Origin of the sequence: Caulobacter sp. Root1472, from assembly GCF_001426985.1 — a bacterium.
In the GTDB taxonomy this organism is placed as follows: Bacteria; Pseudomonadota; Alphaproteobacteria; order Caulobacterales; family Caulobacteraceae; genus Caulobacter; species Caulobacter rhizosphaerae.
The window spans coordinates 1-25,985 of record NZ_LMFX01000037.1 but is presented as its reverse complement, the minus strand read 5'-3'; the positions used below and the strand labels follow the sequence as shown (position 1 = coordinate 25,985).

General features: G+C 69.4%; 27 protein-coding genes. 9 read left to right on the top strand and 18 right to left on the bottom strand.

Annotated features, from left to right (window positions below; all coding sequences use genetic code 11):
• Positions 1–231 precede the first annotated feature (231 nt).
• The 10 genes from ASD47_RS20870 to ASD47_RS20825 form a co-directional block, all read right to left on the bottom strand.
• A complete protein-coding gene (locus ASD47_RS20870; protein ID WP_056760742.1) occupies positions 232–1,209 on the bottom strand; it encodes a type II secretion system F family protein in 978 nt (325 codons plus the stop codon).
• A gap of 12 nt (positions 1,210–1,221) precedes the next feature.
• On the bottom strand, positions 1,222–2,202 hold the full coding sequence (locus ASD47_RS20865) for a type II secretion system F family protein (RefSeq protein ID WP_056760739.1): 981 nt from the start codon (positions 2,200–2,202) through the stop codon (positions 1,222–1,224).
• Positions 2,203–2,205: 3 nt separating this feature from the next.
• Positions 2,206–3,726, bottom strand: coding sequence for a CpaF family protein (locus ASD47_RS20860; protein WP_056760736.1), 1,521 nt, complete (start codon positions 3,724–3,726; stop codon positions 2,206–2,208).
• A 3-nt stretch (positions 3,727–3,729) separates the two neighbouring features.
• Positions 3,730–5,283 carry a CpaE family protein gene (locus ASD47_RS20855; RefSeq protein ID WP_056760733.1) on the bottom strand — a complete coding sequence of 518 codons (1,554 nt, stop codon included), beginning with the start codon at positions 5,281–5,283 and terminating at the stop codon, positions 3,730–3,732.
• Positions 5,283–5,999, bottom strand: coding sequence for a CpaD family pilus assembly lipoprotein (locus ASD47_RS20850; protein WP_082564735.1), 717 nt, complete (start codon positions 5,997–5,999; stop codon positions 5,283–5,285). The genes ASD47_RS20855 and ASD47_RS20850 overlap by 1 nt, the downstream gene beginning before the upstream one ends.
• A 10-nt stretch (positions 6,000–6,009) precedes the next feature.
• Complete coding sequence (locus tag ASD47_RS20845; protein WP_056760730.1) at positions 6,010–7,608, bottom strand: type II and III secretion system protein family protein; 1,599 nt, start codon at positions 7,606–7,608, stop codon at positions 6,010–6,012.
• A complete protein-coding gene (gene cpaB, locus ASD47_RS20840; RefSeq protein ID WP_056760725.1) occupies positions 7,605–8,495 on the bottom strand; it encodes a Flp pilus assembly protein CpaB in 891 nt (296 codons plus the stop codon). Before cpaB ends, ASD47_RS20845 begins: the two co-directional genes overlap by 4 nt.
• A 182-nt stretch (positions 8,496–8,677) precedes the next feature.
• Positions 8,678–9,190, bottom strand: a complete 513-nt coding sequence (locus ASD47_RS20835) for a prepilin peptidase (protein ID WP_056760722.1) — start codon at positions 9,188–9,190, stop codon at positions 8,678–8,680.
• 139 nt (positions 9,191–9,329) lie between these two features.
• A complete protein-coding gene (locus ASD47_RS20830) occupies positions 9,330–9,500 on the bottom strand; it encodes a Flp family type IVb pilin (protein WP_056760718.1) in 171 nt (56 codons plus the stop codon).
• Positions 9,501–9,582: 82 nt separating this feature from the next.
• Positions 9,583–9,747 carry a Flp family type IVb pilin gene (locus tag ASD47_RS20825; protein WP_056760715.1) on the bottom strand — a complete coding sequence of 55 codons (165 nt, stop codon included), beginning with the start codon at positions 9,745–9,747 and terminating at the stop codon, positions 9,583–9,585.
• A gap of 310 nt (positions 9,748–10,057) precedes the next feature.
• Between ASD47_RS20825 and ASD47_RS20820 the strand changes: the two genes are divergently transcribed.
• The 3 genes from ASD47_RS20820 (at position 10,058) to ASD47_RS20810 (ending at position 11,679) form a co-directional block, all read left to right on the top strand.
• Entirely contained in the window at positions 10,058–10,486 is a 429-nt protein-coding gene (locus ASD47_RS20820) for a pilus assembly protein N-terminal domain-containing protein (RefSeq protein ID WP_056760711.1), read from the top strand.
• A gap of 87 nt (positions 10,487–10,573) precedes the next feature.
• On the top strand, positions 10,574–11,143 hold the full coding sequence (locus ASD47_RS20815; RefSeq protein WP_056760747.1) for a TadE/TadG family type IV pilus assembly protein: 570 nt from the start codon (positions 10,574–10,576) through the stop codon (positions 11,141–11,143).
• Positions 11,140–11,679: a TadE/TadG family type IV pilus assembly protein gene (locus tag ASD47_RS20810; protein WP_156402358.1), complete on the top strand. Its 540-nt coding sequence runs from the start codon at positions 11,140–11,142 to the stop codon at positions 11,677–11,679. Before ASD47_RS20815 ends, ASD47_RS20810 begins: the two co-directional genes overlap by 4 nt.
• A 70-nt stretch (positions 11,680–11,749) precedes the next feature.
• Here ASD47_RS20810 and ASD47_RS20805 read toward each other — a convergent pair whose 3' ends face one another.
• The 4 genes from ASD47_RS20805 to ASD47_RS20790 form a co-directional block, all read right to left on the bottom strand.
• On the bottom strand, positions 11,750–12,529 hold the full coding sequence (locus ASD47_RS20805) for an aminotransferase class IV (RefSeq protein WP_056760706.1): 780 nt from the start codon (positions 12,527–12,529) through the stop codon (positions 11,750–11,752).
• Positions 12,526–13,878, bottom strand: a complete 1,353-nt coding sequence (gene pabB / locus ASD47_RS20800) for an aminodeoxychorismate synthase, component I (protein WP_056760704.1) — start codon at positions 13,876–13,878, stop codon at positions 12,526–12,528. The genes ASD47_RS20805 and pabB overlap by 4 nt, the downstream gene beginning before the upstream one ends.
• 52 nt (positions 13,879–13,930) lie before the next feature.
• Complete coding sequence (locus ASD47_RS20795) at positions 13,931–15,370, bottom strand: MFS transporter (RefSeq protein WP_056760701.1); 1,440 nt, start codon at positions 15,368–15,370, stop codon at positions 13,931–13,933.
• A gap of 309 nt (positions 15,371–15,679) precedes the next feature.
• Positions 15,680–16,453: a tyrosine-protein phosphatase gene (locus ASD47_RS20790; RefSeq protein WP_056760699.1), complete on the bottom strand. Its 774-nt coding sequence runs from the start codon at positions 16,451–16,453 to the stop codon at positions 15,680–15,682.
• Here ASD47_RS20790 and ASD47_RS20785 point away from each other — a divergent pair.
• Positions 16,452–17,291 carry an alpha/beta fold hydrolase gene (locus ASD47_RS20785; protein ID WP_235526042.1) on the top strand — a complete coding sequence of 280 codons (840 nt, stop codon included), beginning with the start codon at positions 16,452–16,454 and terminating at the stop codon, positions 17,289–17,291. The genes ASD47_RS20790 and ASD47_RS20785 overlap by 2 nt on opposite strands.
• 37 nt (positions 17,292–17,328) lie before the next feature.
• Here the strand turns inward: ASD47_RS20785 and ASD47_RS20780 are convergent, their stop codons facing one another.
• Complete coding sequence (locus ASD47_RS20780) at positions 17,329–18,783, bottom strand: AMP nucleosidase (RefSeq protein ID WP_056760696.1); 1,455 nt, start codon at positions 18,781–18,783, stop codon at positions 17,329–17,331.
• Positions 18,784–19,025: 242 nt separating this feature from the next.
• Between ASD47_RS20780 and ASD47_RS20775 the strand changes: the two genes are divergently transcribed.
• From ASD47_RS20775 to ASD47_RS20765, 3 genes are all read left to right on the top strand, one after another.
• Entirely contained in the window at positions 19,026–20,279 is a 1,254-nt protein-coding gene (locus ASD47_RS20775) for a dicarboxylate/amino acid:cation symporter (protein ID WP_056760693.1), read from the top strand.
• Between the two features lie 80 nt (positions 20,280–20,359).
• Entirely contained in the window at positions 20,360–20,782 is a 423-nt protein-coding gene (locus ASD47_RS20770; RefSeq protein ID WP_056760691.1) for a DUF6491 family protein, read from the top strand.
• Positions 20,783–20,868: 86 nt separating this feature from the next.
• Positions 20,869–21,264: a YidB family protein gene (locus tag ASD47_RS20765; protein WP_056760688.1), complete on the top strand. Its 396-nt coding sequence runs from the start codon at positions 20,869–20,871 to the stop codon at positions 21,262–21,264.
• Here ASD47_RS20765 and ASD47_RS20760 read toward each other — a convergent pair.
• Positions 21,254–22,129 carry a 2-dehydropantoate 2-reductase gene (locus tag ASD47_RS20760; RefSeq protein WP_056760686.1) on the bottom strand — a complete coding sequence of 292 codons (876 nt, stop codon included), beginning with the start codon at positions 22,127–22,129 and terminating at the stop codon, positions 21,254–21,256. The two genes, ASD47_RS20765 and ASD47_RS20760, sit on opposite strands and share 11 nt — an antisense overlap.
• A gap of 85 nt (positions 22,130–22,214) precedes the next feature.
• Positions 22,215–23,255 carry a ribonucleotide-diphosphate reductase subunit beta gene (locus tag ASD47_RS20755; RefSeq protein ID WP_056760683.1) on the bottom strand — a complete coding sequence of 347 codons (1,041 nt, stop codon included), beginning with the start codon at positions 23,253–23,255 and terminating at the stop codon, positions 22,215–22,217.
• 146 nt (positions 23,256–23,401) lie between these two features.
• On the opposite strand from ASD47_RS20755, the gene ASD47_RS20750 reads away from it, so the two are divergent.
• Positions 23,402–24,073: a glutathione S-transferase family protein gene (locus ASD47_RS20750; protein WP_056760680.1), complete on the top strand. Its 672-nt coding sequence runs from the start codon at positions 23,402–23,404 to the stop codon at positions 24,071–24,073.
• 24 nt (positions 24,074–24,097) lie between these two features.
• Here ASD47_RS20750 and ASD47_RS20745 read toward each other — a convergent pair whose 3' ends face one another.
• Entirely contained in the window at positions 24,098–25,030 is a 933-nt protein-coding gene (locus ASD47_RS20745) for a winged helix-turn-helix domain-containing protein (RefSeq protein ID WP_082564734.1), read from the bottom strand.
• 250 nt (positions 25,031–25,280) lie between these two features.
• On the opposite strand from ASD47_RS20745, the gene ASD47_RS20740 reads away from it, so the two are divergent.
• Entirely contained in the window at positions 25,281–25,892 is a 612-nt protein-coding gene (locus ASD47_RS20740) for a YceI family protein (RefSeq protein ID WP_156402357.1), read from the top strand.
• Positions 25,893–25,985 lie beyond the last annotated feature (93 nt).

The window sequence follows — 25,985 nt, the reverse complement described above, 5'->3', positions numbered from 1 at the left end:
CAGGCCAGCGCTGAAGGGCGCACAACAGGCCGGACAGATGGCAGCATCCGATCGAGCGTCAAAGCTTCAAATCCGTCTTGCGCTGAAGGGGGCGTCCACAGATGGTTAGCGGCCTTTCCCAAATAACCTCCGTCATTCCCGCCCTTGTGGCGGGAATGACGGATCAATTTGATGAGCGGAGAATCTCCGAAACGTCCGACTAGGCTCGTAGGCCGCCCCGGCGCTATCGCCCTAGCGTCCCTTCATCACGTCCTGGATCTTGATGATGGCCGGTCCCATGATCACGATGAACAGAACGGGCAGGAAGAACACGATCATCGGCACGGTCAGCTTGGCCGGCAGGGCCGCGGCCTTCTTTTCGGCGGCCGACAGGCGCAGGTCGCGGTTTTCCTTGGCCATCACCCGCAGGGCCGCGCCCAGCGGCGTGCCGTAGCGTTCGGCCTGGATCATGGCGGTGACCACCGAGCGGATGCCGGGATGGTTGGTCCGCCGGGCCAGGCCCTCATAGGCCAGGCGCCGCTCGGGGAGGTAGCTGAGCTCGGCGGTCAGCAGGCTGAGTTCCTCGGCCAGCTCCATCGAGGCCGAGCCGACCTCGGAGCCGACCTTGGCGATGGCCGCCTCGATCGACATGCCGCTCTCGACGCAGATCAGCATCAGGTCCAGGGCGTCGGGGAACGCCGCGACGATCGACTCGCGGCGCTTCTGGGCGGCGTTGGAGATGTAGATGTTGGGCGCGTAATAGCCCGCCGTCAGGGCCAGAAAGCAGATGGCGATCTTCTGCATCGTCAGCAGGCCGAAGCCGTTGACGACATAGAGGTAGAACGCCGTCACCACCGCGAACGCGAACGGCATCACGAAGCGGAAGAAATAGAAGGTCGAGACCGGCTTGGGGCCGCGGAAGCCGGCCTGGGCCAGCTTGTCGACGACCTTGGGATCCTCCAGCAGCCTGGACAGCTGCAGGCGCTCGACGACGTTCTTGTACATGCCCTCGTCGACATGGCGCAGCGAACCGCCGCCGCCGCCCTTCTGGGCCATGGCCTCGCGCGAGCGGCGGCGCAGCTCCTCGCGGCGGTTGGCCACCGACTTCAGCCGGCCCTCCAGGTTGTTGTTGCTCATCATCGGCGAGGCCAGGGTGACGATGGTGGCGAACACCACGATGGCGATGAAGGCGCTGAACAGGGTCTGGGGATTGGTGAGCATATGGATCATGATCCGCCTCCCCTAGAACTTGAAATTGATCATCTTGCGCATCACGAAGATGCCCAGGCTCATCCAGAAGCCCGCGGCCATCAGCATCAGGTGGCCGCGCGGGTCGCTGAACATCGGCGCCATGTAGCTGGGCGCGACGATCGAGATCAGCGCGACGACGCTGGGCGGCAGGCAGCCGATGATGAAGGCCGAGGCGATGGCTTCAGCCGACAGGGCCTTGATCTTCTCGACCATCAGCTTGCGGGCTCGCAGCACGGCCGACAGGTTGCCCAACGCCTCGGCCAGGTTGCCGCCGGTCTTGGCCTGGATGGTCAGGACGATGGTGAAGAACCGCAGCTCGTTGGTCGGCATGCGCTCGTACATGCGCTCCAGCGCCTGGTCCATCGACATGCCCATGCCGGTGTTCTCGACCAGGACGCGGAACTCGCCGGCCAGGGGCTCGGGACATTCCTTGCCGATGATCTTCAGGCAGTCGTGGACCGGCAGGCCCGACTTGATGCCGCGCACGATGATGTCGATGGCGTCGGAAAAGGCGTTGGTGAACTTCTTGGTGCGCGCCTTGGCCATCATGCCGACCACCCAGCGGGGCAGGCCGAAACCGGCCGCGAAGGCCGCACCCAGGGCGATGATCGGCATCTGGCGCAGCACCAGCAGCACCAGGCCGACGGACAGGCCGATCACCCCGCTGATGATCCAGAACATCCGGACGTTCTCGCCCAGGCCGGCCGCCCTCAGGCGCGCGGCGATGGTCAGCGTCGCCTTCTTCTTCTTCTGGTCCTGTTCCTTCAGGGTCTTGAGAATCTGCTTGCGACGGGCGTCGGGCGTACTGGCTGCGGCCTTGGCGCGAGCGGCGACGGCCTGGCGGTCGCCGCCCGCGATCAGTTGGGCGCGCTTGACCGTCTTGGCCGAGCCGCTGTCGCCGCCGCCGGCCAGCACGAAGCCCAGGCCTGCGATGGTGATGAAGCCGAGGACGCCGGCGAGGATGAACAGCATCGCCTACTCCGCCGCGTCGAGGGCTTCGGCCAGCTCGCGCTCCAGGCCGTAATAACGGGCGCGGTCCCAGAACCGCGGGCGGCCGATGCCGGTCGAGCGATGCTTGCCGACCACCCTGCCCTCGGCGTCCTCGCCGCTGATCTCGTAGACGAACAGGTCCTGGGTGACGATCACGTCGCCTTCCAGCCCCACCACCTCGGTGATGTGGGTGATCCGGCGCGAGCCGTCGCGCAGGCGGGCGGCCTGAACGATGACGTCGACCGAGCCGACGATCATCTCCTTGATGGTCTTGGACGGCAGGCCGTAGCCGCCCATGGTGATCATGCTCTCGATCCGGCTGATGGCCTCGCGCGGGCTGTTGGCGTGCAGCGTGCCCATCGAGCCGTCGTGGCCGGTGTTCATGGCCTGCAGCAGGTCGAAGGCCTCCGGGCCGCGGACTTCGCCGACGATGATCCGCTCGGGACGCATCCGCAGGCAGTTCTTGACCAGGTCGCGCATGGTCACCGCCCCCTGGCCTTCCAGGTTGGGCGGCCGGGTTTCCAGGCGCACCACGTGCGGCTGCTGCAGTTGCAGCTCGGCGGCGTCCTCGCAGGTCACCACCCGCTCGGTGGGGTCGATGAAGGCGGTCATGGTGTTGAGCAGGGTGGTCTTGCCCGAACCGGTGCCGCCCGAGATGACGATGTTGCAGCGGCAGGCGCCGATCACGCCCAGCACCCGCGCCCCTTCCGGGCTGATCGACGCGAAGTCGACCAGGTTCTTCATCGTCAGCTTGTCCTTCTTGAACTTCCGGATGGTCAGGGTGGGACCATCCAGAGCCAGGGGAGGGGCGATGACGTTGACGCGGCTGCCGTCGGGCAGGCGGGCGTCGCAGATCGGGCTGCTTTCGTCGACCCGACGGCCGACCTGGCTGACGATCCGCTGGCAGATGTTCATCAGCTGCAGATTGTCGCGGAAGCGGACATTGGTCAGCTGGACCTTGCCGCCCACCTCGATGAACACCCGGTGGGCGCCGTTGACCATGATGTCGGCGATGTCGTCGCGGGCCAGCAGGGGCTCCAGCGGGCCGTAGCCGAGGACGTCGTTGATGATGTCCTGGACCAGGTGCTCCTGCTCGGAGACCGACATCGAGACGTTCTTGATCGCCACCAGCTCGGCGACGATGTCGCGGATCTCCTCGGCCGCCGCCTTCAGGTCCAGCTGGGCCAGCTGGGAAAGGTCGATGGTGTTGAGCAGGGCGTTGAAGATCGTGGTCTTGGTGGCGTGGTAGTAGTCGCTCTGCTCGCGGACCACCTGGGTGGTCGGCGGCGCGCCCTGGGCGGCGCGCAGCTGCTCCAGACCGTTGGTGGTTTTGGGGCCGACAGCCTTGGCCGGCGCGGCGGCCGGCGGCGGCGCGCCGGGTTGCGCGGATTCGTTGGCGGCCGGCTCGATGCGCTGCGGGCGCGTGGCGATGGCCGGCGCGCCGGTCGAGACGGGCGGCGGCGCCTGCTCCGTGCGGACGGCGGCCTGATCGCGCTTGCCGAACATGCCCTACTTCTTCCTGAACAGGCTGGAGAGGGCGGACGTCTTCTGGACCGCCGGCGGTTCGCGGCGGCTGATCAGGCGCGCCAGATGGTCGATGCCCTCGGCCGCCTTCGACTTGGGCGCCACCTCGGCGACCATCTGGCCGTTGTTGGCGGCCTGGCCGAAGGGCTTGGGATCGAACGGCAGCACCAGGGACGGAGTCAGGCCCAGGGCCTCGCCGAAGTCCTTGACCGGGATCTCGGGGCGGCCGGGCACGCCCACCTGGTTCAGCACCAGGCGCGGCGGGGCGTCGTTGGGCCGGGCCTGGCGGACCAGGTCGACGATGTTCTTGGCGTTGCGCAAGCTGGCCAGGTCGGGCGTGGCCACCACCACCAGGTCGTCGCTGGCGATCAGCACCCGGCGGGTCCAGGCGCTCCAGCTGTGCGGCAGGTCCAGCACTACGAAGGGCGCCGCGCCGCGGATCTTCTGGGTGACTTCCTCGAAGGCGTCGGCGGGGATCTCGTAGTCCTGGTCCAGGGCGCCGGGCGCGGCGAACAGCGACAGGCGGTCGCCGCAGCGGACCATCATCCGGTCCATCAGCACCGGGTCCAGGCGGTCGGGCTGGGTCAGGGCGTCGAGCACCCCCTGCAGCGGGTCCTGGTTGAAGTCGAGGCCGGCGGTGCCGAACGGCAGGTCCAGGTCGACCATCACCGTGGCGACCTGCACGCGCTCGGCCATCGACCAGGCGAAGTTGTGGGCCAGGGTCGAGGACCCGACGCCGCCCTTGGCGCCGACAAAGGCGATCTGCCGGCCGACGAACGGCGCGGAGGGGTCGGCGTAGAGGCTGGAGATCGCGCGGATGATCTGCAGCGGCCCCTGGGGCTGGGTGATGTACTCGCTGACCCCGCGCCGCATCAGCTCGCGATAGAGGGCGATGTCGTTGGTCTGGCCGATGACCACGACCTTGGTGCCCGGGTCGCAGACCTGGGCCAGGCCGTCCAGCAGGGCCAGCATGCGCGGCGCGGCGTCCAGGCTCTCGACCATCACCAGCGAGGGCGTCGACTGGTTCTGGTAGTAGGCCACGGCCGCCTCCAGCCCGCCGGGATGGACGATGGTCGAGGCGCGGGCCATCCGCCGATCGGCCGAGGCGGCGTCGACCAGGGCGACGGTCTCGGGCCGCGCGCAGAAGGCGTGGATGGTGATGCGCGGCACGGCCGCCTCGCCCATGTCGGCGTCGGCGGCGGCGAGGACCTCCTGCACCAGGGCCTGGGTCGAGCCGACCGGATGCGCGACCTGCGCGACCGGTTCGGCCGCGTCGATCGGCGCCTGGGTCGCCCCGGCGACGTCGACCTGAGGCGCAGGGGCGGCGACGGGCGCATAGGGCTCGTAGGGCGCGGCGGGCGGCGGCAGGTCCGCGAACGGCGCGGAGACGGATTCGCGGGGACGCACCGACGGAAAATCGACGAACGGGTCGTCGCCGCCCAACCCGGCCGCGGACGGGGTCCCGATCGTGGTCGTGGCGAAATCGTCGTCGGCCTCGAAGCCCAGGTCGAAGGGATCGTGATCGCTGCGCGTGGCCATCAGTGGACCGCCTTCGAAACAACGCCGTTGGACTGCTCGTCCTTGGCCGACGAGGTGACCTCGCCCTTGCGGTACTTGTCGAGCACGGTCGCGCGGCGGCCGGAGTCGATCGGGGTCTCGACGCGCGGGCCCAGCAGGTCCTCGGGATTGGCCACCTGGGCGGCCATGTTGGCGGTCACCGCGCATCCGAAGTTCTCGTAGGCGGTGTTGTCGCGGGTCGCGGCGAGGTTCTCCCAGCCGCCGCATTTCGGGACGCTGGCGGTGAAGCGCAGGAAGCCGACCCTCAGCGGCGCGTCCGGCGCGCCCCCGGCGTCATAGCCCGTCACCCGGACCTTGGCGGCTGGCGCGCCCATGACGACCAGGCGCTGGCGGGCGGCCATGGCCATGCGACCGGCGATCTCGCCGCCGGCCCCGCCGATCGGGGCGTTGACGACGATCTCCCGCGCCTCGGCGGCCATCCAGCGGCCCAGCAGCCCGTCCAGGGCCTGGGTCTGGGCCACCGACAGCCCCTCGGCATGGACCGCCAGCTGCACCTCGTCCGGCCGGGAGTCGATATGGACGCGGTCTTCCCATTGCTGGGTTTCGGTGCGCGGCGCGACGGCGGTTTCGGGACCGGCGGCCGGGGCGGCGCAGGCCGCCAGAAGCGCCAGGACCAGACCCGCGGCGGCCAGTTTCGGGGCCGTCAGGAGCGAAAAGGAAGGATGGGGTCGCGTCATGTCCGCGTTCTCACTCGATCACATAGCCGACGGGGCCTTGGTAGGCGCGCCCGCTGTTCGCGCCGACCGGCGCCTTGACCACCTTGTTGAGCCGGCCCAGCAGGGCCGTACTCATGTCGCTCGCCGTCTGCAGGCCGTCGGCGGGGGTCTGCAGGTTCTGCGGCTTGGTCGGGTCGACGATGTAGGGGGTGATGATGATCACCAGCTCGGTCTCGCCGTTCTGATAGTCGCGCGACCGGAACAGGGCGCCCAGGATCGGCAGGCTGGTCATGCCGGGCAGGGCGTCGATGTTCTGCTTGCTCTGCTGCTTCAGCAGGCCGGCGATCATCAGCGAACCGCCCGACGGCAGCTCGACCGTCGTCTCGGCGCGCCGCACCGTCAGCCCCGGAACGACCAGGCTCGAACCGCCGGTGGACGAGGCCAGGGTGAAGGACCCCAGGCTGGTCAGTTCCGACACCTCGGTCGACAGCTTCAGGGAGATGCGGCCGCCCGATAGCACGACCGGCGTATAGCCCAGGCCCACGCCGAAGGGTTTGAACTCGATGCTGACCCGGTTGGCGCTGTCCAGGCCGGTCGGAACCGGGAACTCGCCGCCGACCAGGAACTTGCCCGCCTCGCCGGACACGACGGTCAGGTTGGGCTCGGCCAGGGTCCGGATCAGGCCCACGCGTTCGAAGGCCTGGATCATGCCCTTGCCCGAGTTCAGGCCGGGGCTGCCGACACGGTCGACCCCCACGCAATTGCCGAGGTTGGAGCCATCGACCACAGTGCTGTTGGCGCACTGGGACGGCGGGGCGGCGATCGGCTGCTTGGTGGTGTCGCGCGCCCAGCCCCCCAGGGCGCCGCCCAGGAGGCTGTTGTTGACGCCGTAGGTCGGCGCGAAGCCGAACTTGTACTGGGTCTCGCCCACCTGACCGAGCACGGCGCTGGAATCGACGCCCAGTTGCTTGATCATGTTGCGCTGGACCTCGACGATGCGGACCTTGAGCATCACCTGGTCCTTGCCGGCGATGGTCAGCATGTTCAGCACGTTTTCGGGCTTGTCGACGAACTTGGCGGCGATCTGCGAGGCCACGCCGGTTTCGTTGGCGTCGGCGACCGCGCCGGTCAGAATCACGCTGTCGCGGATCGCCTGCACCTGGATGTTGGCGTTGGGCAGCACCCGGCGCAGGGTCTCTTCCAGGGCGGTGGAGTCCTGCTCGACCCGGATGGCCAGGCTGAGGATCTTGCGGCCCGAGGCGTCGAAGAACACCGCGTCGGTCGAGCCCAGGGCCATGCCCAGGACGTAGATCCGGCGCGGACCGCGCAGGACCGCGTCGGCCACCGCCGGGTTGGTCACCAGCATGTCGCGCACGTCGACGGGCAGCTCGATGATCGCCGACTTGCCGCGCGACAGGTTCAGGGTCCGGGCGCCGGACGCGGTGAGGTCGATCCGCAGCACCTGGTCGGCGGGCGGGGCCAGGCTGGCCGTCTCGACGGGACGCGACGCGACCCGGGCCGGGGTCCGATACAGATGGGTGCCGGCCGCCGGGCCGTCGGCGAGGGCGGCGGTCGACGACGCCAGGGCCAGGACGGCCGCGAGCGAGGTGGAAAAGAGCCGGCGGATCATGGGCGAACCGAGATGCTGGAGGTCTGGCCGCCGCGATTGATGCGGACGACGGCGGAATCTTGGGAAGCGACCGCCAGGCCCGAGGGCCCGCCGAGGTCGGTATAGGCGCGCAGGGTCAGGGTGACCGGACCGGCGGCCTTGGCGCGGGTCAGGGCTTCGGCCTCGACCGGGCCGACCTCGAGGGTGGCGGTGGAGGCGACGATGGTCTTGGCGTCCTTCTCGGCCGCCGAGGCTTGGTCCAGGGCCAGAACGCGGACGTTCTGGACGACGGTCTCGGCCACCATCCGCTTGACGCCGCCGGTGTCGCCCTCGCCGACGCTCTGCGCCTCGTGGGCCTGGATGACGTCGACCCGGTCGCCGGGCAGCACGAAGCCGCCGACCGCCGTCTCCGAGGTGACCGGCACGGCCATGGCGCGCTTGCCGGGCCCCAGGACCACCGACAGGTAGCCGCCTTCGCCGCCACGGACGATCTTGCGGGCGGTGATGGGTTCACCGGCCAGGATCGGGTCGCGCACGATCGCGCCCTCGACGGCCCTTTCCGGGGTGACGCCGCCGATCATCGCGCCGGCCGCGTCGCCGACCGCCTTGGCGGCCTTGGCGGTCGCCTTGGCGGGGACCGGATCGGCGGCGCCGTTGGTTATAAAGGCGGCGTTGATGGTGTCGGACGGCCAGGGCTGCCAGTCGACGTCGCCGGCGGTCAGGCGATCACCGATGGCCAGGTCGTGCTTGGCGATGAGGACCTGGGTCATGGGCTTGGCCGCGGGGCCGGAGGTCTGGACGATCGGCGCGGGCGCGGGCTTGCCGCCCATGGCCTTCTGCATGACCACGGCCAGGCCGATGGCCGCGACGGCGGCGACCAGAACGATCATGACGCGAAGAGGATTCATGCGGTTGGGCTCTAGCGACGAAAACACGGGTCAAGCGGGCCGCCTTCAGGCGATCACGCACGAATCGTCCAATGGCCCTTCTGGCCCCCGTCTCATGCTCGCGCGCCCATGGTTAACAGCGGCTAAAGGCGGCGCTCCGAAAGGCGGCCCGGCGGCGCGACAGGCTGACGCGGGGCGCGAACCTAGGCGCCGACGGCCAGGGTCAGGGCGCCCTGCGGGAAGGCGGCCAGGGCTCCGACCGCGATCGCCACGCCATAGGGAATGTCGCCGCCCTGGGCGCCCAGCTTGCGGAGCCAGGCCGGGCTGCCCGCCAGGACCGGCTCGAACCAGCCCGAGCGCAGGCTGAGGAGGCCCAGGGTCAGGGCGCCGCCCGCCATGCCGGTGACCAGCATGAACGGCAGGGCCGCGGGCCAGCCCAGCCACAGGACCGACGCGGCGAACAGCTTGGCGTCGCCGCCGCCGATCCAGCCGGCCGCGAACATGCCCATGCCGACCAGCAGGGCGACGAAGCCGGACGCCAGGCACAGGCCCAGGGTCGCCAGGGAGGCGCCGCTGACCAGGGCCACCGGCGCGAAGGCCGCGATCAGGGCCAGGGAGATCCAATTGGGGATCGTATAGCTGGTGACGTCCTTCAGCGCGGCGACGACGACCAGCGCGGGAAAGATCAGCAGCAGGGCGAACTGAAGGGTGTGCATGGCGGCCTTGCCTGTTCAATCGGCGGCAGTGTGCGCCGATCTCGTGAAGCAATGGTTTCCCGCGTGACGAAATCCGCGCCGCGGTGATGGAACAGGACGCTCGGCCTCGCCGCCACGTTCCCGTTCGATCTACGGTGGCTCAGCCGCCCGCAAGCTGATCGGCGGCGGCTTGGAAGGCGCTCTTCACGTCGCCGCCGAGGAGGCCGAAGGCTCCGACGGTCGCCAGGGCGATCAGGGCGATGATCAGGCCGTATTCGACCGCGGCGGCCCCGGACTCGTCGTTCAGGAAGGCGGTGACAAACTTCGACATGATGGAAGCTCCTCGATCATCGGAACAAAAAAGGCCCCGGCGTGTCCGCCGAGGCCCTCTTGTCTTCCTAAGGACGGACGCCTTAGCCGATGGCCGTCGCGGCCGACGTCAGGCGGTTCTTCAGGTTGGTGCCGAGCGTGGTCACCGCGGCGACGATCACGACGGCGATCAGGGCGACGATCAGGCCGTACTCGATGGCCGTGGCGCCGGATTCATCTTTCAGGAAGCGGGTGACAAACTTCGACATGGTGGATCTCCTGGTCAGTAAGTGGATCTGGGCTCCAAGCCGTGTCGACTTGCTCACCCCCGAAAACACGATCAATTTCGCCCACCTCACTTAATGCCCAGTAAACAGCGAATAGTTTCTCCGAACTTTTTGTTGGTTTATTTTGGTTTACCATTACTTTCTCTTAACTGCGCCATATCGATAGAAGCAAAAACCCCTTATGCGCCAAGGTGTTCTCGAGAGTCGGGAGCAATACACAAACATCGAGCTTAGGTCTTTATTGACCATTCTGCGGCATGCTCATCCCGCACCAAGCTGGGAAGACACCTTCATGCGCCGCCTGACTCTCGTCCTCTGCGCCGGTCTGAGCCTCTCCGTCGCCACCGTCGCCGCCGCCGACAGTCCGTCCGCGCCGCTGTCGATCGGCGCCGGCGGCGCCGCGCGCATCCTGCTGAGCGCGCCCGTGCGCGACATCGTGGTCGGCGACCCGGCCGTGGCCGACGTCAGCCTGGTCAACGAGCGAACCCTGGTGGTGCTGGGCAAGAAGCCGGGCGCGACCACCGTGCTGGCTTTCGACGCCCAGGGACGCGCCCTGGCCGACCGCGACGTGGTGGTCTCCGACATTCCGACCCATGCAGTCATCGTCCAGCGGGGCGCCAGCACCGCGACCTACGCCTGCGGCGATCGCTGCTCCATGCTGAGCTCCACCGCCCTGCCCGTCGCGCCCGCCCCCAGCGCCGCCCCGGCCGCCATCCCCTAGATTTGGTCTCCTAAACCCCTGATTAGGGACGCGAGGCCTAGACTGCCTGGCCTGATGTTCTTCAAAGGCGCTGACGCGGACGCCGCCATGGCCGATCGAGCCCGACACCATCGCCAGCTTCTGGCCCGCCTGGGCCTGCTGCGCCGCTTCGCTCGCGCCGACGACGGCGCGACGGCGATCGAGTTCGCCCTCGTCGCCATCCCTTTCCTGATCCTGGTCTTCGCCATCATCGAGCTGGGCTTCATCTTTCTGGTGTCGATGGGCTTGGAGAACGCGCTGATGGTCGTCGACCGCACGATCCGCACCGGCGAGTTGCAGACCAACGGCGGCGACGCGGCCAGCTTCAAGCAGGCCGTGTGCGGCGAAATGTCGTGGCTGGGCGGGTCGTGCTCAAGCTCCCTGACCCTGGACGTCCGCGTCCTGCCCTCGTTCACCCAGACCAGCGGCCTGCCGACGCCGAACCCCACCAACACCTGTTTCGATCCGGGCGGCCCCGGCTCGATCGTCCTGGTGCGCGGCTATTACAAGTGGCCCGTGATCACGCCGCTGCTGCAGGAGGCCCTCGCCGGCCCGTCCGGTAATCGCCAGATCAGCTTCGCGGCGGTGTTCACCAACGAGCCCTATTCGCAAACCCTCGTCCCGATCAAATGCCAATGACCCGGCGCCTCTCCCACTTCTGGCGCGACCGGCGCGGGGTCTCCGCCGTCGAATTCGCCCTGATCGCGCCCGTGCTGATCCTCTTCTATTTCGGCATGGCCGAACTGACGGAAGCCATGATGGCCCAGCGGCGCCTGAGCCACGTGGCGTCTTCGATCGGCGACGTGGTGGCCCGCGACCAGAAATTCACGGACGCCCGCCGCAACGACGTCTTCAGCGCGGGCGCGGTGCTGATGTCGCCCTTCCCGACCACGACCCTGCGGATGTGCCTGGTCAGCGTCGCCTCCGACGCGACCGGCAAGGACACGGTCGTGTGGTCGGAGGCGTCCAACGCCCCGGCCAACTGCCCTGCGAGGGGCGCCGTGGTCGACATCCCCGTCGGCGTGCTGCCGGCCGGCCAGAGCGTGATCATGAGCAGCGCCAGCTACGAATACGATTCGTTCTTCAAGTTCATCCTGCCCCAGACCCTGACCTTCCGCCGCACCTTCTATCTGAAGCCGCGGCTCTCCGACCAGGTGACCCGCTCGCCCACCTAGAGCATCGCGCGGAAAAGTGGATGCCGGTTTTCCGCAAAAGCGATGCGAAGACAGAAGTCTAGAGCTTGCTCTAGGACTGCGTCGCCTCGCGCAGGCGTTCGACCAGCGCGTGGGGACCGAAGGTCTCGCCCTCGAAGCGCCGCGCCGGCCGCACGCCGACCAGGCTGTTGGTCAGGAACACCGCCTCGGCCGCATCCAGGGCCTCGGCGCCGCTGGCCACCTCGTGGACGTCGACGTCCAGCGCCCGGGCCGCCGCGATCACCCGCCGCCGGGTCAGGCCGTCCAGCACGCCGCAATGGAGCGCCGGGGTGAACAGCGAACCGCCCGCCACCCAGAACAGGTTGGCCGCCCCCGCGCAGGCCAAGTCGCCATGATTGTTGCGCATCACCGCCTCGTCGGCGCCCGCCGTCCGGGCTTCGGCGCGGGCCAGCACGTTGTCGACATAGGACAGGGTCTTCAGCCGGGCGGCGGGCGAGCCCTCGTTGCGACGGGTCGAGGCCAGGGCCAGATCGACCGGCGTGGTCACGACCGCCGCGGCCGCCGCCGTCGCGGCCAGACGCGGAACCGGGGCGGACGGCCGGTCCAGCCCTCGGCCGCCGGAGCCGGCCGTCAGGGTCAGGCGCACCGCGGCGCGGACCTCGCCCAGGCCCGCCTCGCCCGGCGCGGCGCGGCAGAGCGCGCGGGCCTCGTCCAGGTCGAACACCGGCAGGCCCAGGGTCTCGCAGCCGGCCGCCATCCGGGCCAGGTGGGCGTCCAGGTGCGGCAGGTCGCCGCCGGTCCACAGCAGGGTCTCGAACAGGCCATCGCCCAGCAGCAGGCCCCGATCGTCCAGAGGAAAAGCGTCTGTCATCCGCGAGGCGGCTCCATCAGGGCCCGGCGCAGGGCGGCGAACTTGGCTTCGGTCTCCAGACGCTCGGCGTGCGGGTCGCTGTCGGCGACGATGCCCGCCCCGGCCCTGGCTTCCAAACGCCAACCCTCCCGGTCCTGTTCAAGCCCGACCGTGCGGATCAGCACGCTGGACTCCAGCGCCCCGTCCACCCCAGCCCAGAACAGCGAGCCGCAATAGGGGCCGCGCGGCGTCTCCAGCTCCGCGATGACCTTCATGGCCTGGACCTTGGGCGCGCCGGTGATCGAGCCGGGCGGGAAGGCCGCGCGCAGCAGGTCGGCCGCCGCCAGGCCGGGCGCCAGCTTGCCCGTCACCGTCGAGACCAGGTGATGGACGTTGGCGAAGGTCTCGACCTTGAACAGTTCGGGCACGGCGACGCTGCCCGGCGGGCTGACCCGCGCCAGGTCGTTGCGCATCAGGTCGACGATCATCAGGTTCTCGGCCCGATCCTTGGCGCTGGCCGACAGCTCGGCGATCAGCCGCGCGTCCTCGGCCTGGTCGGCGCCGCGCGGCCGGGTGCCCTTGATCGGCCGGGTCTCGATCGAGAGGTCGCCGCCCTCGCTCCCTGGCGCCACCTTCAGGAACCGCTCGGGCGAGTTGGACACCAGGGCCCGGCCCGGCAGGCGCAGATAGGCCGAGAACGGCGCCGGGCTGTCGGCGCGCAGGCGGGCGAACAGGTCGAACGGATGGGCGCCGCCGACCAGCCGCCCGGTCCAGGCGCGGGCGATGTTGGCCTGGAAGATCTCGCCGTCGACGATGCGCTCGACCACCTGGGCCACCGCCGCCTCGTAGGCCTCGCCGTCGCTGGCGCTCAGCGCCTCGCACAGCGGGCCGTCGTGCGGGGCGGGCGAGGCGCCGTCCAGCCAGCCCAGGGCCGCCTCGGCCCGGGCCCGGGCGAAGCTCTGCGAGCCGCCGCGGCCGATCGCCAGCACCTGGCGCTGCAGGTGATCGAAGGCCAGCAGGGCCGGATAGCGGGCGCAGGCCAGGTCGGGCCAGCCGGTGCGCGGCAGGTCCAGGCGCTCGACCCGGTCGCCCAGCTCGTAGGCGGCCAGGCCCACGACGCCGCCCTGGAACGGCGGGCCGTCAGGATCCGTCGCCTGGGGCGGACCGACCAGCTCGGCCAGGGCCGCGAACGGGTCGCGCGGATCCTCGGAGGTCACGGTCAGCGTGGCGTCCGGCTCGCGCAGCAGGTACGACCACCGCCCCGCCTGGCCGCCGGAGATCATGGCGCAGACGAACGGTTCGTCCCGCCACGGGGCCGCGGCCCAGACCGGGTCGCGCCAGGGGGCGCTGATGAGGACGACGTGACGCATCGGCGGGTGATACCGCCCCGCGCGCCCCGAGGCTACGACTTCGCACGCGAGGTCAGGCCTCCCGTTCGCCGCCCTTGACCAGGAACAGCACGCAAAAGCCCATCAACAGCAGGGCCGCGACCGGTAGGAAGCCGCCGACCTGGCTCTTGAACACCGCCGTGGCCAGGGCCACCAGCAGCGAGCCCAGCCACATCGTCGCCGTGCCCGACAGGGCGTACAGCCCGAAGAACGCCGCCGTCTTGTCCGGCGGGCACAGGCGGATCAGCAGGGTGCGGCTGGAGGCGTACTGGGCGGTGACAAACACCGCGATCAGCAGGCCCAGGCCCAGATAGATCAGCTCCGGCGCGGTGCGAAACAGCGGCCCGTTCCAGACCGGCGCGTGGGCCGCCGGGTCGTAGGACCAGAGATAAAGGATCTTGTCGCGGCCCATGCCCAGGGTGGCGACGAGCACCGCCAGCGAGCCGGCGATCTCCAGCTGCACGGCCTTGCGCGGTCCCAGCGTGCGATCGAACCAGGGCGCGACCAGGCCGCCGACCACCCCGAAGACGCTCAGCGCGATGCCGTAGGCCAGCATCTCCAGCGCGCCCCACTTCATCAGCCCGGCCGCCAGCAGCCCGCCGAACACCAGGAGGGCGGTCATGCCGTCGTTGTAGAGCAGGCGCCCGCCCAGGAAGACGGCGATGTCGCGATGGCCCTTCAGGTCGCCGAAGATGTCGCGCAGCAGCGCGATCCCCGCCCGCAGGCTGGCCATCCAGCTACGGCCCGTGCGGGCCGCGTCGGGGGTCCACAGGAAGAACGGGATCGCGCCCAGCAGCAGGATCGCGCCCGACATCGGACCCGAGATCCGGCTGGGCTCGTTCTGGCTGGCGTCGAGCCCGAACAGCGGGGCGTGCGGCACGCCCGGCCAGTCCACCTGGCCCGGCAGCACCATGCCCCACAGCATGAAGACCAGCAGGGCCACCGACAGGCCGTTGGCCAGCGCATAGCCCAGGCCCGAGATCAGGGCGGCGCGGCCCGGAACCTCGCCCGCCGCGCGACCCAGCAGCGAATTGCTGATCACGTCGCCCCAGTTATAGGCCACGCCCAGCACGATCAGCAGGCCGCTGGTCGCCATCAGCGGCAGGCCGCCGGCCGGCATGGCCCACCACAGGGCGACCAGGGCCGGGACCATGATCGCGGTCACCATCCCCAGCATCGGCTTGCGCGGCCCGTACTGCTCGATCATCGCCCCCAGCAGCGGCGCGGTCAGGGCGGTCAGCACGCCGTAGATCGTCGAGATGTTGGCCACCAGGGCCTGGCCCTTGACGGGATCGCCGACTAGCACCCGCGAGAAGTAGGGCGAGAAGATGTAGATGGTGATCAGGATCACATAGGGGTCGCGCGCGCCCTGCTGCAGGATCCAGGCGAGGGCGCCGCGCGGCAGGCCCGACTTCAACGGGGCGACGGGCTCGCCCCCTGCCGGAACCGCCGCGGCGGCCGAGACCTCACTCATGCTGTTCCACCCTGTTCACAGGGTCGCCGTCTGGCGCGGCGACTTGGGTGGAGCGTGACTTTGAAACGGGCGTTTGTCACGGGCGAATGCGCGGATTGAGGGCTAGGCGCGCCTGGCCTTGTCGCCCTCTACGCTCCCCCTCTTGATCGTCATTCCGGGCCTTGTGCCCGGAACCCCTTTATCCGCCGCAGGTGCAGTGGTGTGGCGCGCCAGCGCGCCAAGGCGACGCACCGTCAGCTGAGCGAGGGGTTCCGGGCACAAGGCCCGGAATGACGAGTTCAGTATTGAGAGCGCGGACGAAGTACGCGATCACAGCAGGATATGCGCCCGCACCGCCTCGCGGCCTTGCGCGTCCAGCCCAACCGCCTGCTCCAGATAGCCGTCCAGCGAGCCGTCGCGGGCCTTCATCTCGGCGATCGCCGCGGCCAGGTAGTCGGCCTCGACGCCCATGGCGGCGCGTACGGCCGCGTCCGACGGCCGGCGGCCCAGCTCGGCCTCCAGCAGGTCGGCGAATACCGGCCCGCGGCGGGCGAAGCGCGCCTCGTCATTGGTCAGCAGATAGTCGTCGACCAGGTCGTCGTCGGCCACCCCGGCCACGTGGTGGGTCAGGGCGGCCAGCAGGCCGGTGCGGTCCTTGCCCGCCGCGCAGTGGATCAGCACCGGGCCGCGCGCCGCGGCCAGGGCCTGGAAGTAGCGGCGGAACAGGTCCAGGTGCCGCACGGCGAACGGCGCGCGGCGGTAGTAGTCGACCAGGTAGTCGCGGATCGAGGCCACCGACAGGTCCGATTGCCGCAGGAAGGCGCGCCAGGGATCCTCGCCGGTCACGCCCAGGTCGTTGTCGATCACCTCGGCGGCGAAACCCGCCCAGCGCCGCGACGGGTCGCGCTGGCGCTCGTTGGGCCGGCGCAGGTCGACGACCGTACGGAGGTTCAGGCCCGCCATGGCGACCAGGTCCTCGTCGGTGGCTTCGGCCTGGTGCGCGGCGCGGAACAGCAGGCCCGTCTTCAACCGGCCCGCCCCGGCGGCGTAGTCGCCGAAATCGCGGAAGTTCTCGACGCCTTGCAGAACGATATGACGGGTCATGGCCCGCTTGTTAGCGTCGGCCGGCGACGAAAGCGAGACGCTGGACGGGGTGGAGCGACAGGGCCAAGCTGAGGCGATGACCGACCTGCACCGCTTCCAGAGCTTCGACGGCGTCTCGATCGGCTACCGCACGCTGGGCGATCCGGCGGGCTGGCCGACCGTGATGCTGCACGGCTTCCTGGCCAGCGCCGAGAGCAACTGGTTCCTGCCCGGGATCGCCGCCGTCGTGGCGGCCACGGGACGGCGGGTGATCGCGCCCGACCTGCGGGGCCACGGCCGCTCGGACGCCCCGTCCGACCCCGCCGCCTGGCCGCCCGACGTGCTGGCGCGGGACCAGGAGGCCCTGGTCGCCCACCTGCATCTGAGCGACTACGACCTGGTCGGCTATTCGCTGGGCGCGCGCACGGCGGTGCGGATGCTGACGCGTGGAGCGCGGCCGAGCAAGCTGGTCCTGGCCGGCATGGGCGAGCGCGGACTGATGGAGGCCGGGGCGCGGGCGGCGATGTTCGAGGACGCCATCCGGCACGGCGAGGCCGCGCGCGATCCCCGGGCCGGCCGGCGGGTGCAGGCTATGATGGCGGCCGGCGGTCTCAAGCCCGAGGCCATGCTGGGCGTGCTGGCCTCGTTCGCGGCGACCTCGGCCGAGGCGATCGCGGCGATCGACGTCCCGACCCTGGTGGTGGCCGGGCAGCGCGACGACGACAACGGCTCGGTCGAGGCGCTGGCGGCCATGATGGCCGACGCCCGGGCCGTCCGGGTCCCGGGCGACCACCTGAGCGCGGTGATGGAGCCGGCCCTGGCGGAGACGATCGTGGGGTTTCTGAAGGCGACCCAATAAAACCTCCCCCTGTGGGGGAGGATCTAGTTTGGCGGCTTCACCGGAACGGCGGCTCGTCGAAGGCTCGCAGCTTGCGCGAGTGGAGGTTCGGGCCTTCCTCCAGCAGCAGCTTGCAGGTCAGGATGCCGATCTGCAGGTGCTGGCTGATCGCCCGCTCGTAGAAGGCGTTGGCCTGGCCGGGCAGCTTGATCTCGCCGTGCAGCGGTTTGTCCGACACGCACAACAGCGTCCCGTACGGCACCCGGAAGCGGTAGCCTTGGGCGGCGATGGTGGCGCTTTCCATGTCGATGGCCACGGCCCGGCTCTGGTTGAAGCGCAGGGCCGACAGGCTGTGGCGCAGTTCCCAGTTGCGGTCGTCGGTGGTGACCACCGTGCCCGTCCGCAGGCGTTTCTTGAGCTGATCGCCGGAGTCGCCGCTGATCGCCTTGGAGGCGTCGTAGAGGGCGCGCTGGACCTCGGCGATCGACGGCACCGGGATCTCGGGCGGCAGCACGGCGTCCAGCACGTGGTCGTCACGCAGATAGGCGTGGGCCAGCACGTAGTCGCCGATGGTCTGGGTGTCGCGCAGGCCGCCGCAGTGGCCGATCATCAGCCAGGCCTGCGGGCGCAGCACCGCCAGGTGGTCGCAGATGGTCTTGGCGTTGGACGGGCCCACCCCGATATTGACCAGGGTGATGCCCCGGCCGCCGGCGGCCATCAGGTGGTAGGCCGGCATCTGGTGCTTGCGCCAGGTCGACTCGGCCACCGCCAGTTCGGGATTGGCGGTGTTGGCGGTGATCGTCAGCCCGCCCGCGCACGACAGGGCCGTGTAGGGGCTGTCCGGCTGCTGCAGCTGCTCGATGCCCCAGCGGACGAACTCGTCGACATAGCGGTTGTAGTTTGTGAACAGGATGAACTGCTGCACGTCCTCGGCCGGGGCGCCGGTGTAGTGCTTCAGCCGGGCCAGCGAGAAATCGGTGCGCAGGCCGTCGAACAGGGCCAGCGGCCGGTTCTCCTCCATGGCCGGGTTCCACACCCCGTCGGCGATCTCGTCGCCGATGAAGGCCAGGTCGGTGGTCGGAAAGAAGCGGGCGATGTCCTCGCTGCGGACGTCGGCCTGGTTCAGGTCGATGCTGGCGTCCAGCACGTAGGGATAGGGGATCTCCTGGCTGGACCGGTCGATCTCGATCTCGACGTGGAAGTCGTTCATCAGCAGGGTCAGCTGCTCGACCAGGTAGTCGCGGAACTGGTTGGGCTTGGTGATGGTCGTGGCGTAGACGCCGGGCCGGCTGACCCGGGCGTAGGAGCGCGCCAGCTTGGGCGGCAGGGCCTCGGGATCGTAGATCAGCCGCAGCTCGGGATAGGCGAACGTGCCGTCGAACCGCGCTTGCGGGTCGGGCCGGGTTCCGTTTTCGAGGTAGGCGCGAAGCGCGGTCCGCAGGGCGTCGACGGCGCGTTCGTATTCTTGATTGAGCCGCTCGACCGCGGCGATTGCTTTTTCTTGGTTTGACATGGCGCCCTATATCAGCGTTCCGCCGCCTTTTCTAGGCTAAGGCCGCAAGAGGGCTCCTCACGGGCTCTGGGGCATGGACGAAGCCGATTTCGTCGGCCACAAGGGATGAAATGCCCAGACGTGGGGCGGATGATGGCGGGAGCGACCTCGCGCCTGGTCCGGACGTCGGGTGACAACGTACAGATCCGTGGCGTCGACAGCGTCCGTCCGCAAGAAGACCGTCCGGCGCCCGAGGGGACCTTATGAACAGACGTTTCGCCTTCCTGATCGTCGCCGCCATGATCCTCGGGGTCCTGGTCGGCTGGGCCTGCAACCAGTACCTGGATGCGGACGGGACCAAGAAGGCGGCCGACCTGGCCTCGCTGCTGCCCTACATCTTCCTGCGCCTGATCAAGATGATCATCGCGCCGCTGGTGTTCACGACGCTGGTGGCCGGCATCGCCCACATGGAGGACGCCGCCGCGGTCGGCCGCGTGGGGGTCAAGGCGATCGGCTGGTTCCTGGTCGCCTCGATCCTGTCGCTGCTGATCGGCATCGGCATGTTCCACCTGCTGGACCCCGCCCACGGCGTGGTGCTCAAGGAAGTGGCCGAGGCCGGCGCGCCGCCATCGGCCGTGGGCGCCTTCACGGTCAAGAGCTTCATCGACCACCTGATTCCCGCCTCGCTGTTCGAGGCGATGGCCAAGAACGAGATCCTGCAGATCGTCGTCTTCTCGGTGTTCGTCGGCACGGCCGTCGCCACCCTGGACAACAAGGCCCCGGCGGTCCTGGAGGTCACCGAGCAAGCCGCCTCGATCATGCTGAAGGTCACCGGCTTCGTGATGGCCCTGGCCCCGCTGGCCATCTTCGGCGCCCTGGTCAACACCGTGGCCAAGGAGGGCTTGTCGATCCTGGGGGTCTACGCCCGCTTCATCGGCTCGTTCTATGCGGGCCTGGGCACGCTGTGGCTGCTGCTGTTCCTGGCCGCCCTGTTCTTCCTGGGCAAGCGGGCCATCCCGCTGTTCGGCTTCATCCGCACCCCCGCCCTGCTGGCCTTCTCGACCGCCAGCTCGGAAGCGGCCTATCCGCGCCTGCTGGACGGCCTGCCGACCCTGGGCGTGCGCCGCAAGATCGTCAGCTTCGTCCTGCCGCTGGGCTACTCGTTCAATCTCGACGGCTCGATGATGTACTGCACCTTCGCGACCCTGTTCATCACGTCGGTGCACGGCGTCCACCTGACGCTCGAGCAGCAGGCCTCGATGCTGCTGCTGCTGATGGTCACCTCCAAGGGCATGGCCGGGGTGCCGCGGGCCTCGCTGGTGGTGATCATGGCCACGCTCACCTATTTCGGCCTGCCCGAGGCCTGGATCGCCCTGGTGCTGGGCGTCGATCACCTGCTGGACATGGGCCGCAGCGCCACCAACGTGGTCGGCAATTCGGTCGCCGCCGCCGTGGTCGCCAAGTGGGAAGGCGAGCTGGACGATCCGGAGCCGCCGGCCGAGGCCGCCAAGGCCTGAACCGCCAAGCGCGACCGATTGACTTCGGAGGGGAGAAGACCAATCTCTCCCCCCGAGGGACCTCGGTTAGGAAGACCGCCATGAACGTCAAATCCATGATCCGGGCCGGCCTGCTGACGACGGCGCTCCTGGCCGCCTCCGCGCCGGCCCTGGCCGCCAACGCGCCCGACGAAACCACGGGCGCCGCCGCCAAGCCGGCTCGCAGCTGCTTCTATCTGTCGGACTGGGACGGCTGGAGCGCGCCCGATCGCGACACCCTGTATCTGAGGGTGCGCAACCGCGACGTCTACCAGGTGGAGCTGTCGCACGGCACCAGCCAGCTGACCTCGCCCGGCGTGCACCTGGTGTCGGTGGTCCGCGGCATCGATTCGGTGTGCAATCCGCTCGACCTGGACCTGCGGGTCTCCGACGGCTTCGGCTTCGCCATGCCGATCATGGCCAAGTCGATCACCAAGCTCTCGGCCGAACAGATCGCGGCCATCCCGAAGAAGGACCGGCCGTAGAGGCGCGTCGTCGCGACTCGCTCACGGTCGGACCTTGGATTTCCCTGGTGCCCGCTTCCGGACGCCTGTCAGCCGAAGAGAGTCGCATGAGCTTGCTGGATAATCTGATGGGCGCCGTCGGCGGCCAGGGCGGCGGCGACCTTTCGAGCCTGGTCGAGACCATCGCCAGCCAGGGCGCGGCGGGCGGCGTCAGCGGCCTGGTCGAGGCGTTCCAGAAGGGCGGCCTTGGCGAGGTCGCCCAGTCCTGGGTTTCCAACGGGGCCAACCACCCCATCTCGGCCGAACAGGTCCAGGCCGTGCTCGGCTCGGGCGCGATCGGCCAGTTCGCCGAGAAGCTGGGCGTCGATCCGCAAGTCGGCGCGGCCAAGCTGGCCGAGCTGCTGCCGGGCCTGGTCGACCGCCTGACGCCCGGCGGTCAGCTGCCGACCGAGGGCCTGGGCGGCGCGGTCGGCGACCTGTTGGGCGGCTTCCTCAAGACGTAGCCGCCGCCTCCAGCAGCGCCACCATCATCGCATTGACTGGCGTGGCGATCCCGTGTCGCGCGCCCAGCCGGACGATCACGCCGTTGCGGGCGTCCAGTTCCATCGGCCGCCCCGCGGCGCGGTCGGCGTGCAGGGAGTTGATCCCGTCGGGCGGGCCGGCGCGATAGCCCCCGACCACCTTTTCGGGCAGGTCGGACGGCAGGTCCGCCCCCTCGGCCCGGCCCACCGCCACGCATTCGCCGACCAGGGCCCGCATGATCTCGGCGACCGGCTCGCGCCGGGCCACGCCCGCCGGCTGCAGGGTCAGGGCGTTGACCGCGCCGGCGCAGTTGAGGGCCAGCTTCTTCCAGGCGGCGGTCCTGAAGTCGGCCGTGGTCGAGACGGCGATCGGGGTGTGGGCGAACAGGGCCCCGAAGGCCTCGCCCGCCGCCCCGTCCGGAACCAGGATCACGCCGTCGCGCCGCTGGCGCACCCGCCCGGGGGCGCTGCGCTCGGCCGGGATGTCGACCACCGCGGGGGTGATCCGTTCGGCGGGAACATAGGGCGTGAAGCGCTCGACGTGCTCGACGCCGTTCTGCAGCACCGCAACACGGGTGTCCGACCCGACCAGGCGGGCCAGCCAGGCGCCGGTCGCGGCCGCGTCATAGGTCTTGGTCGTGACGATCGCCCAGTCGACCGGTGAGGCCTGGTCCGGCGCGGTCAGCACGCGCGGGCTGGCCGTCAGCGGCCCGCCCGGGGTCTCGACCTCCAGCCGGTCGAAGGCCGTGCGCGCGCAGACCTCGACCTCCAAGCCGGGGTTCTGGGCCAGCCAGGCGGCGACCACGCCGCCCACCGCGCCCGGACCGATCACCGCTATCCGCGTCATCACCAAACTCCAGACAAAGAAACGCCGCCCCCTTTCGAGGGCGGCGGCATGTTATCCCCGTTGTCCCTGCTTCTTCTGGCCTGTCTTATTCGGCCGGCAGGGTGTTCTCCGAGCGCTTCTGCAGCATGGTGTCGAAGCTCGACCACACGCCTTCCGCGCCGTGCCATTGGCCCCGGGTGGCCGCCTTGGAATATTCGGTGGCCCGGGCCTCGAAGAAGTTGGCGTGCTCCACGCCCGACAGCAGCGACTGCAGCCAGGGCAACGGGTTTTCCTTCACGCCATAGACCTCCGGCAGGGCCAGCTGGCGCAGGCGCCAGTCGGCGATGAACCGGATATATTGCTTGATGTCGTCCGGGGTCATGCCCTGCACGTCGCCCTGCTCGAAGGCCAGGTCGATGAAGGCGTCCTCCATGGTGACCACGGTCTTGCAGCAGTCGACGATGTCGTCGGCCACGGCCTTGGTGACCGCCCCGGTCTCCTTGTTGAACGTGTGGTACAGCTTGATGATGCCTTCGCAGTGCAGGCTCTCGTCGCGGATCGACCACGAGACGATCTGGCCCATGCCCTTCATCTTGTTGAAGCGCGGGAAGTTCATCAGCATCGCGAACGAGGCGAACAGCTGCAGGCCCTCGGTGAAGCCGCCGAACATGGCCAGGGTGCGGGCGATGTCGGCGTTGGAGTCGACGCCGAACTTCTGCATGAAGTCATGTTTGTCGCGCATGGCCTGGTATTCCATGAACGCGCCGAACTCGCTCTCCGGCATGCCGATGGTTTCCAGCAGCAGGGCGTAGGCCGCGATATGGATGGTCTCCATATTGGCGAACGACGACAGCATCATCTTCACTTCGGTGGGTTTGAACACCCGGCCGTAGCGCTCCATGTAGTTGTCGGCGACCTCGACGTCGGACTGGGTGAAGAAGCGGAAGATCTGCGTCAGCAGGTTCCGTTCCTTGTCGTTCAGCTTGACGGCCCAGTCCTTGAGGTCCTCGCCCAGCGGCACTTCCTCGGGCATCCAGTGGACCTGCTGCTGCTTCTTCCAGAACTCGTGGGCCCACGGGTAGCGGAAGGGCTTGTAGGCGCCGGAGGGGGTCAGCAGGCCGGGCGTGGTGATCAGCTTGGCGGACATCGAGGAACCCTTGGGGCGAGAACTGCGGCGAGAATCGGTCGAACGAACTAGGATAACGTACGTTAGCATTTAGCCAGACGCACGCCCCTCCTGTCTACCAGATGTAGTGTGACGAGGCGTCGTATCCACAACATAGGGCCTCACCTGTGGAAAAGCCGTTCACCCTGTTCAGCGCCGTCGGATCGGGCGGCGTGCCGGCCGAAGCGGCCATGACGCTGATCGGCCTACCCTATGAGATCGTCGAGGCGCCGACCTGGGAAGGCGAGGCCGAGCAGGCCAAGGTGGCCGGCGTCAACCCGCTTCGCCAGATCCCCGCCCTGGTCACGCCCGACGGCGAGACGATCACCGAGAGCGCCGCCATCCTGCTGTGGCTGGCCGACCGCCATCCCGAGGCGCGGCTGGCGCCGGCCCCGGACGCGCCCCTGCGCGGCCAGTTCCTGCGCTGGATGGTGTTCGTGCCGGCGGCGATCTATTCGCTGTTCTGGGTGCGCGACGAGCCCTCGCGCCTGGGTGGGCCGGATCCCGAGGTCCAGGCCCGGATCAAGGCCGCGACCGCCGAGCGCATCGCCGCGTGTTGGGAGATGATGGAAGGCCAACTCGATCCCGGCCGCTACTTGCTGGGCGACGACCTGACCGTGCTCGACCTCTATGTCGCCGTGGTCAGCCGCTGGGGGCCGCGGCGCAAGCGGTTCTACGAGGTCGCGCCGAAGATGAGCCAGGTGGTCCGGCGAGTGGACGCCGATCCGCGGCTGGCGGCGTTCTGGGCCGAGCGGTTCCCGTTCGTCGAGGGCTGGGAGAGCCGCGGGGCGGCGGGGTAGGCGCCAACAGGACCACGCGGAAACCTACGGTACGGCCGCCCGCGCCGCGCCACCCCGCGACGGCTGCGGCGGGCCCCGGCAGCACCGTCCCAGCGCCTCGGCCACCTGTCCGGCGATCTCGTCCTGCACCTGCAGGAGATCGCGCGACGAGCGGTCATAGCTCTGCGACCAGACCACCGAACCATCGGCCGCGCGCACGACGCGCGCCGAGATCCGCAGGGTGTCGCCGGACCTGCGCAGGCTGCCATCGACCAGATAATCGACGTCCAGCGCCGTCGCCGTCTGCGCCACCGTCATCGTCTTGCCCTTCAGCGCGAAGGAGTCGGTGGGCGCGCTCACCCGCCATCCGTCCATGCGGCTCAGGCGGGTGACCAATTCCTCGGTCACACCGTCGGCGACATACTCCTCGTTCATGGCCTGGCTGGTGAGATCAAGGAACGGCAGCACGGCCAAGGCCTGTCGAGGCTGCTGCCGCGAAACGGCAGGCGACGGCGACCGGAGGGTGTCGGCGGTGTTTCCCCGGCCCAGGACGACCAATCCCACCGCCACCGCCACGACCGCGGCGCAGCCGGCGACCAGCCCGAGCCGGCGACGCGACGGCGGCGACGGCGTGGTGGTCGCCGGGTCGACGTCCGGCGCGACGGAGGCCACCAGGCGGTAGCCCTGGCGCGGCACGGTGGCGATATAGGCCGGCGCCTTACGATCGTCGCCGAGCAGGCGGCGAAGCGAGGTGATCGCCTGATAGACGGAGTCCTGGGACACCACCGCGCCCGCCCAGACCTCGTCGAGCAGCTGGTCGATGGTGACCGTCCGGCCGGCGTGCTCGGCCAGGCAGACCAGGAGCCGCATGGATCGGTCGTCGACGCGCAGGCTCTCGCCGTCGCGGGTGATCCGTCCCGACCTCGGATCGACCGACCAGGCCCCGACGCGGAAGGCGGATCCGGAGAGAGGGCTCATGGTTCTGCGAAAACTCCGGATCTGAACGGGCCCAAGGACAGCAGGCGGGCGCTGTGAAGGTCTCGCGAACGTGGGCGACGTCAAGGGCCAGGGGCGAAGATCGCGGCGGCCCATTCTCCTCGGCGGAAGTTTTCAGAGCTTTTCAGAGGGCCGTTCAGGACTCCGCGACGGCGGTCGGCGCCCTGTCCAGGCGCCGTGTCGCACGGCCGGCGCCTTTGACGAACACACATCCAACCCTGGAGACTCCTGAATGACCCGAATGCTGCCCGGCCTCGCGGCCGCCCTGGCGATCGCCGCCGTCATCGGCCCGGCTCGCGCCCAGTCGCCCTTCAAGCCCGAAGACGTGCAGGCGGGGACCTACACGGTGGACTCCAAGGAGACGCTGGTCCGCTACGGCACGATCCACATGGGCATCAGCGAGTTCTGGGGCACGTTTCCCGGCGCCAAGGGGACGCTGATGATCGATCCCAAGGCGCTCGGCGACGCCAAGCTCGACGTCTCCGTGCCGATCGCCACCGTCTCGACGACCAACAAGGACCTGGACGCCCAGTTCCTGTCCTCGACCTTCTTCGACGCGGCGAAGTATCCGCAGATGCGTTTCGTCTCGACCTCGGTGACCCCCACCGGACCGACGACGGCCAAGGTCGCCGGCGACCTGACCCTGCACGGCGTCACCAGGCCGATCGTGCTCGACGCCACCTTCACCGGCGCGGGCCCCAACCACTTCACCAAGGTCTTCACCATCGGCTTCAAGGCCCAGGGCCAGATCAACCGCTCGGACTTCGGGATCGGCAAGTGGGTCCCCGTGGTCAGCGACGCGACGACCATCGATATCAGCGCGGCTTTCGAGAAGAAGACCTAGGTGTCGAAGCTATGAAGGTTGTTCACCCGGGGAGCGGCTGAGAAGCTGGGGTTGCGAAGCTCCAACCTTGGCCGGAGGTCTCCCCGGATGAAC

What these genes read in the sequence shown, in the direction of transcription:
- ASD47_RS20765 (WP_056760688.1), top strand. Translation starts at nt 20,869, where the DNA reads ATGAGCTTGCTGGATAATCTGATGGGCGCCGTCGGCGGCCAGGGCGGC.
- ASD47_RS20805 (WP_056760706.1), bottom strand. Translation starts at nt 12,529, where the DNA reads ATGACAGACGCTTTTCCTCTGGACGATCGGGGCCTGCTGCTGGGCGAT.
- cpaB (WP_056760725.1), bottom strand. Translation starts at nt 8,495, where the DNA reads ATGAATCCTCTTCGCGTCATGATCGTTCTGGTCGCCGCCGTCGCGGCC.
- ASD47_RS20845 (WP_056760730.1), bottom strand. Translation starts at nt 7,608, where the DNA reads ATGATCCGCCGGCTCTTTTCCACCTCGCTCGCGGCCGTCCTGGCCCTG.
- ASD47_RS20825 (WP_056760715.1), bottom strand. Translation starts at nt 9,747, where the DNA reads ATGTCGAAGTTTGTCACCCGCTTCCTGAAAGATGAATCCGGCGCCACG.
- ASD47_RS20850 (WP_082564735.1), bottom strand. Translation starts at nt 5,999, where the DNA reads ATGACGCGACCCCATCCTTCCTTTTCGCTCCTGACGGCCCCGAAACTG.
- ASD47_RS20795 (WP_056760701.1), bottom strand. Translation starts at nt 15,370, where the DNA reads ATGAGTGAGGTCTCGGCCGCCGCGGCGGTTCCGGCAGGGGGCGAGCCC.
- ASD47_RS20820 (WP_056760711.1), top strand. Translation starts at nt 10,058, where the DNA reads ATGCGCCGCCTGACTCTCGTCCTCTGCGCCGGTCTGAGCCTCTCCGTC.
- ASD47_RS20790 (WP_056760699.1), bottom strand. Translation starts at nt 16,453, where the DNA reads ATGACCCGTCATATCGTTCTGCAAGGCGTCGAGAACTTCCGCGATTTC.
- ASD47_RS20860 (WP_056760736.1), bottom strand. Translation starts at nt 3,726, where the DNA reads ATGTTCGGCAAGCGCGATCAGGCCGCCGTCCGCACGGAGCAGGCGCCG.
- ASD47_RS20835 (WP_056760722.1), bottom strand. Translation starts at nt 9,190, where the DNA reads ATGCACACCCTTCAGTTCGCCCTGCTGCTGATCTTTCCCGCGCTGGTC.
- pabB (WP_056760704.1), bottom strand. Translation starts at nt 13,878, where the DNA reads ATGCGTCACGTCGTCCTCATCAGCGCCCCCTGGCGCGACCCGGTCTGG.
- ASD47_RS20870 (WP_056760742.1), bottom strand. Translation starts at nt 1,209, where the DNA reads ATGATCCATATGCTCACCAATCCCCAGACCCTGTTCAGCGCCTTCATC.
- ASD47_RS20760 (WP_056760686.1), bottom strand. Translation starts at nt 22,129, where the DNA reads ATGACGCGGATAGCGGTGATCGGTCCGGGCGCGGTGGGCGGCGTGGTC.
- ASD47_RS20810 (WP_156402358.1), top strand. Translation starts at nt 11,140, where the DNA reads ATGACCCGGCGCCTCTCCCACTTCTGGCGCGACCGGCGCGGGGTCTCC.
- ASD47_RS20855 (WP_056760733.1), bottom strand. Translation starts at nt 5,283, where the DNA reads ATGGCCACGCGCAGCGATCACGATCCCTTCGACCTGGGCTTCGAGGCC.
- ASD47_RS20770 (WP_056760691.1), top strand. Translation starts at nt 20,360, where the DNA reads ATGAACGTCAAATCCATGATCCGGGCCGGCCTGCTGACGACGGCGCTC.
- ASD47_RS20775 (WP_056760693.1), top strand. Translation starts at nt 19,026, where the DNA reads ATGAACAGACGTTTCGCCTTCCTGATCGTCGCCGCCATGATCCTCGGG.
- ASD47_RS20830 (WP_056760718.1), bottom strand. Translation starts at nt 9,500, where the DNA reads ATGTCGAAGTTTGTCACCGCCTTCCTGAACGACGAGTCCGGGGCCGCC.
- ASD47_RS20785 (WP_235526042.1), top strand. Translation starts at nt 16,452, where the DNA reads ATGGCCCGCTTGTTAGCGTCGGCCGGCGACGAAAGCGAGACGCTGGAC.
- ASD47_RS20740 (WP_156402357.1), top strand. Translation starts at nt 25,281, where the DNA reads ATGACCCGAATGCTGCCCGGCCTCGCGGCCGCCCTGGCGATCGCCGCC.
- ASD47_RS20780 (WP_056760696.1), bottom strand. Translation starts at nt 18,783, where the DNA reads ATGTCAAACCAAGAAAAAGCAATCGCCGCGGTCGAGCGGCTCAATCAA.
- ASD47_RS20815 (WP_056760747.1), top strand. Translation starts at nt 10,574, where the DNA reads ATGGCCGATCGAGCCCGACACCATCGCCAGCTTCTGGCCCGCCTGGGC.
- ASD47_RS20745 (WP_082564734.1), bottom strand. Translation starts at nt 25,030, where the DNA reads ATGAGCCCTCTCTCCGGATCCGCCTTCCGCGTCGGGGCCTGGTCGGTC.
- ASD47_RS20755 (WP_056760683.1), bottom strand. Translation starts at nt 23,255, where the DNA reads ATGTCCGCCAAGCTGATCACCACGCCCGGCCTGCTGACCCCCTCCGGC.
- ASD47_RS20865 (WP_056760739.1), bottom strand. Translation starts at nt 2,202, where the DNA reads ATGCTGTTCATCCTCGCCGGCGTCCTCGGCTTCATCACCATCGCAGGC.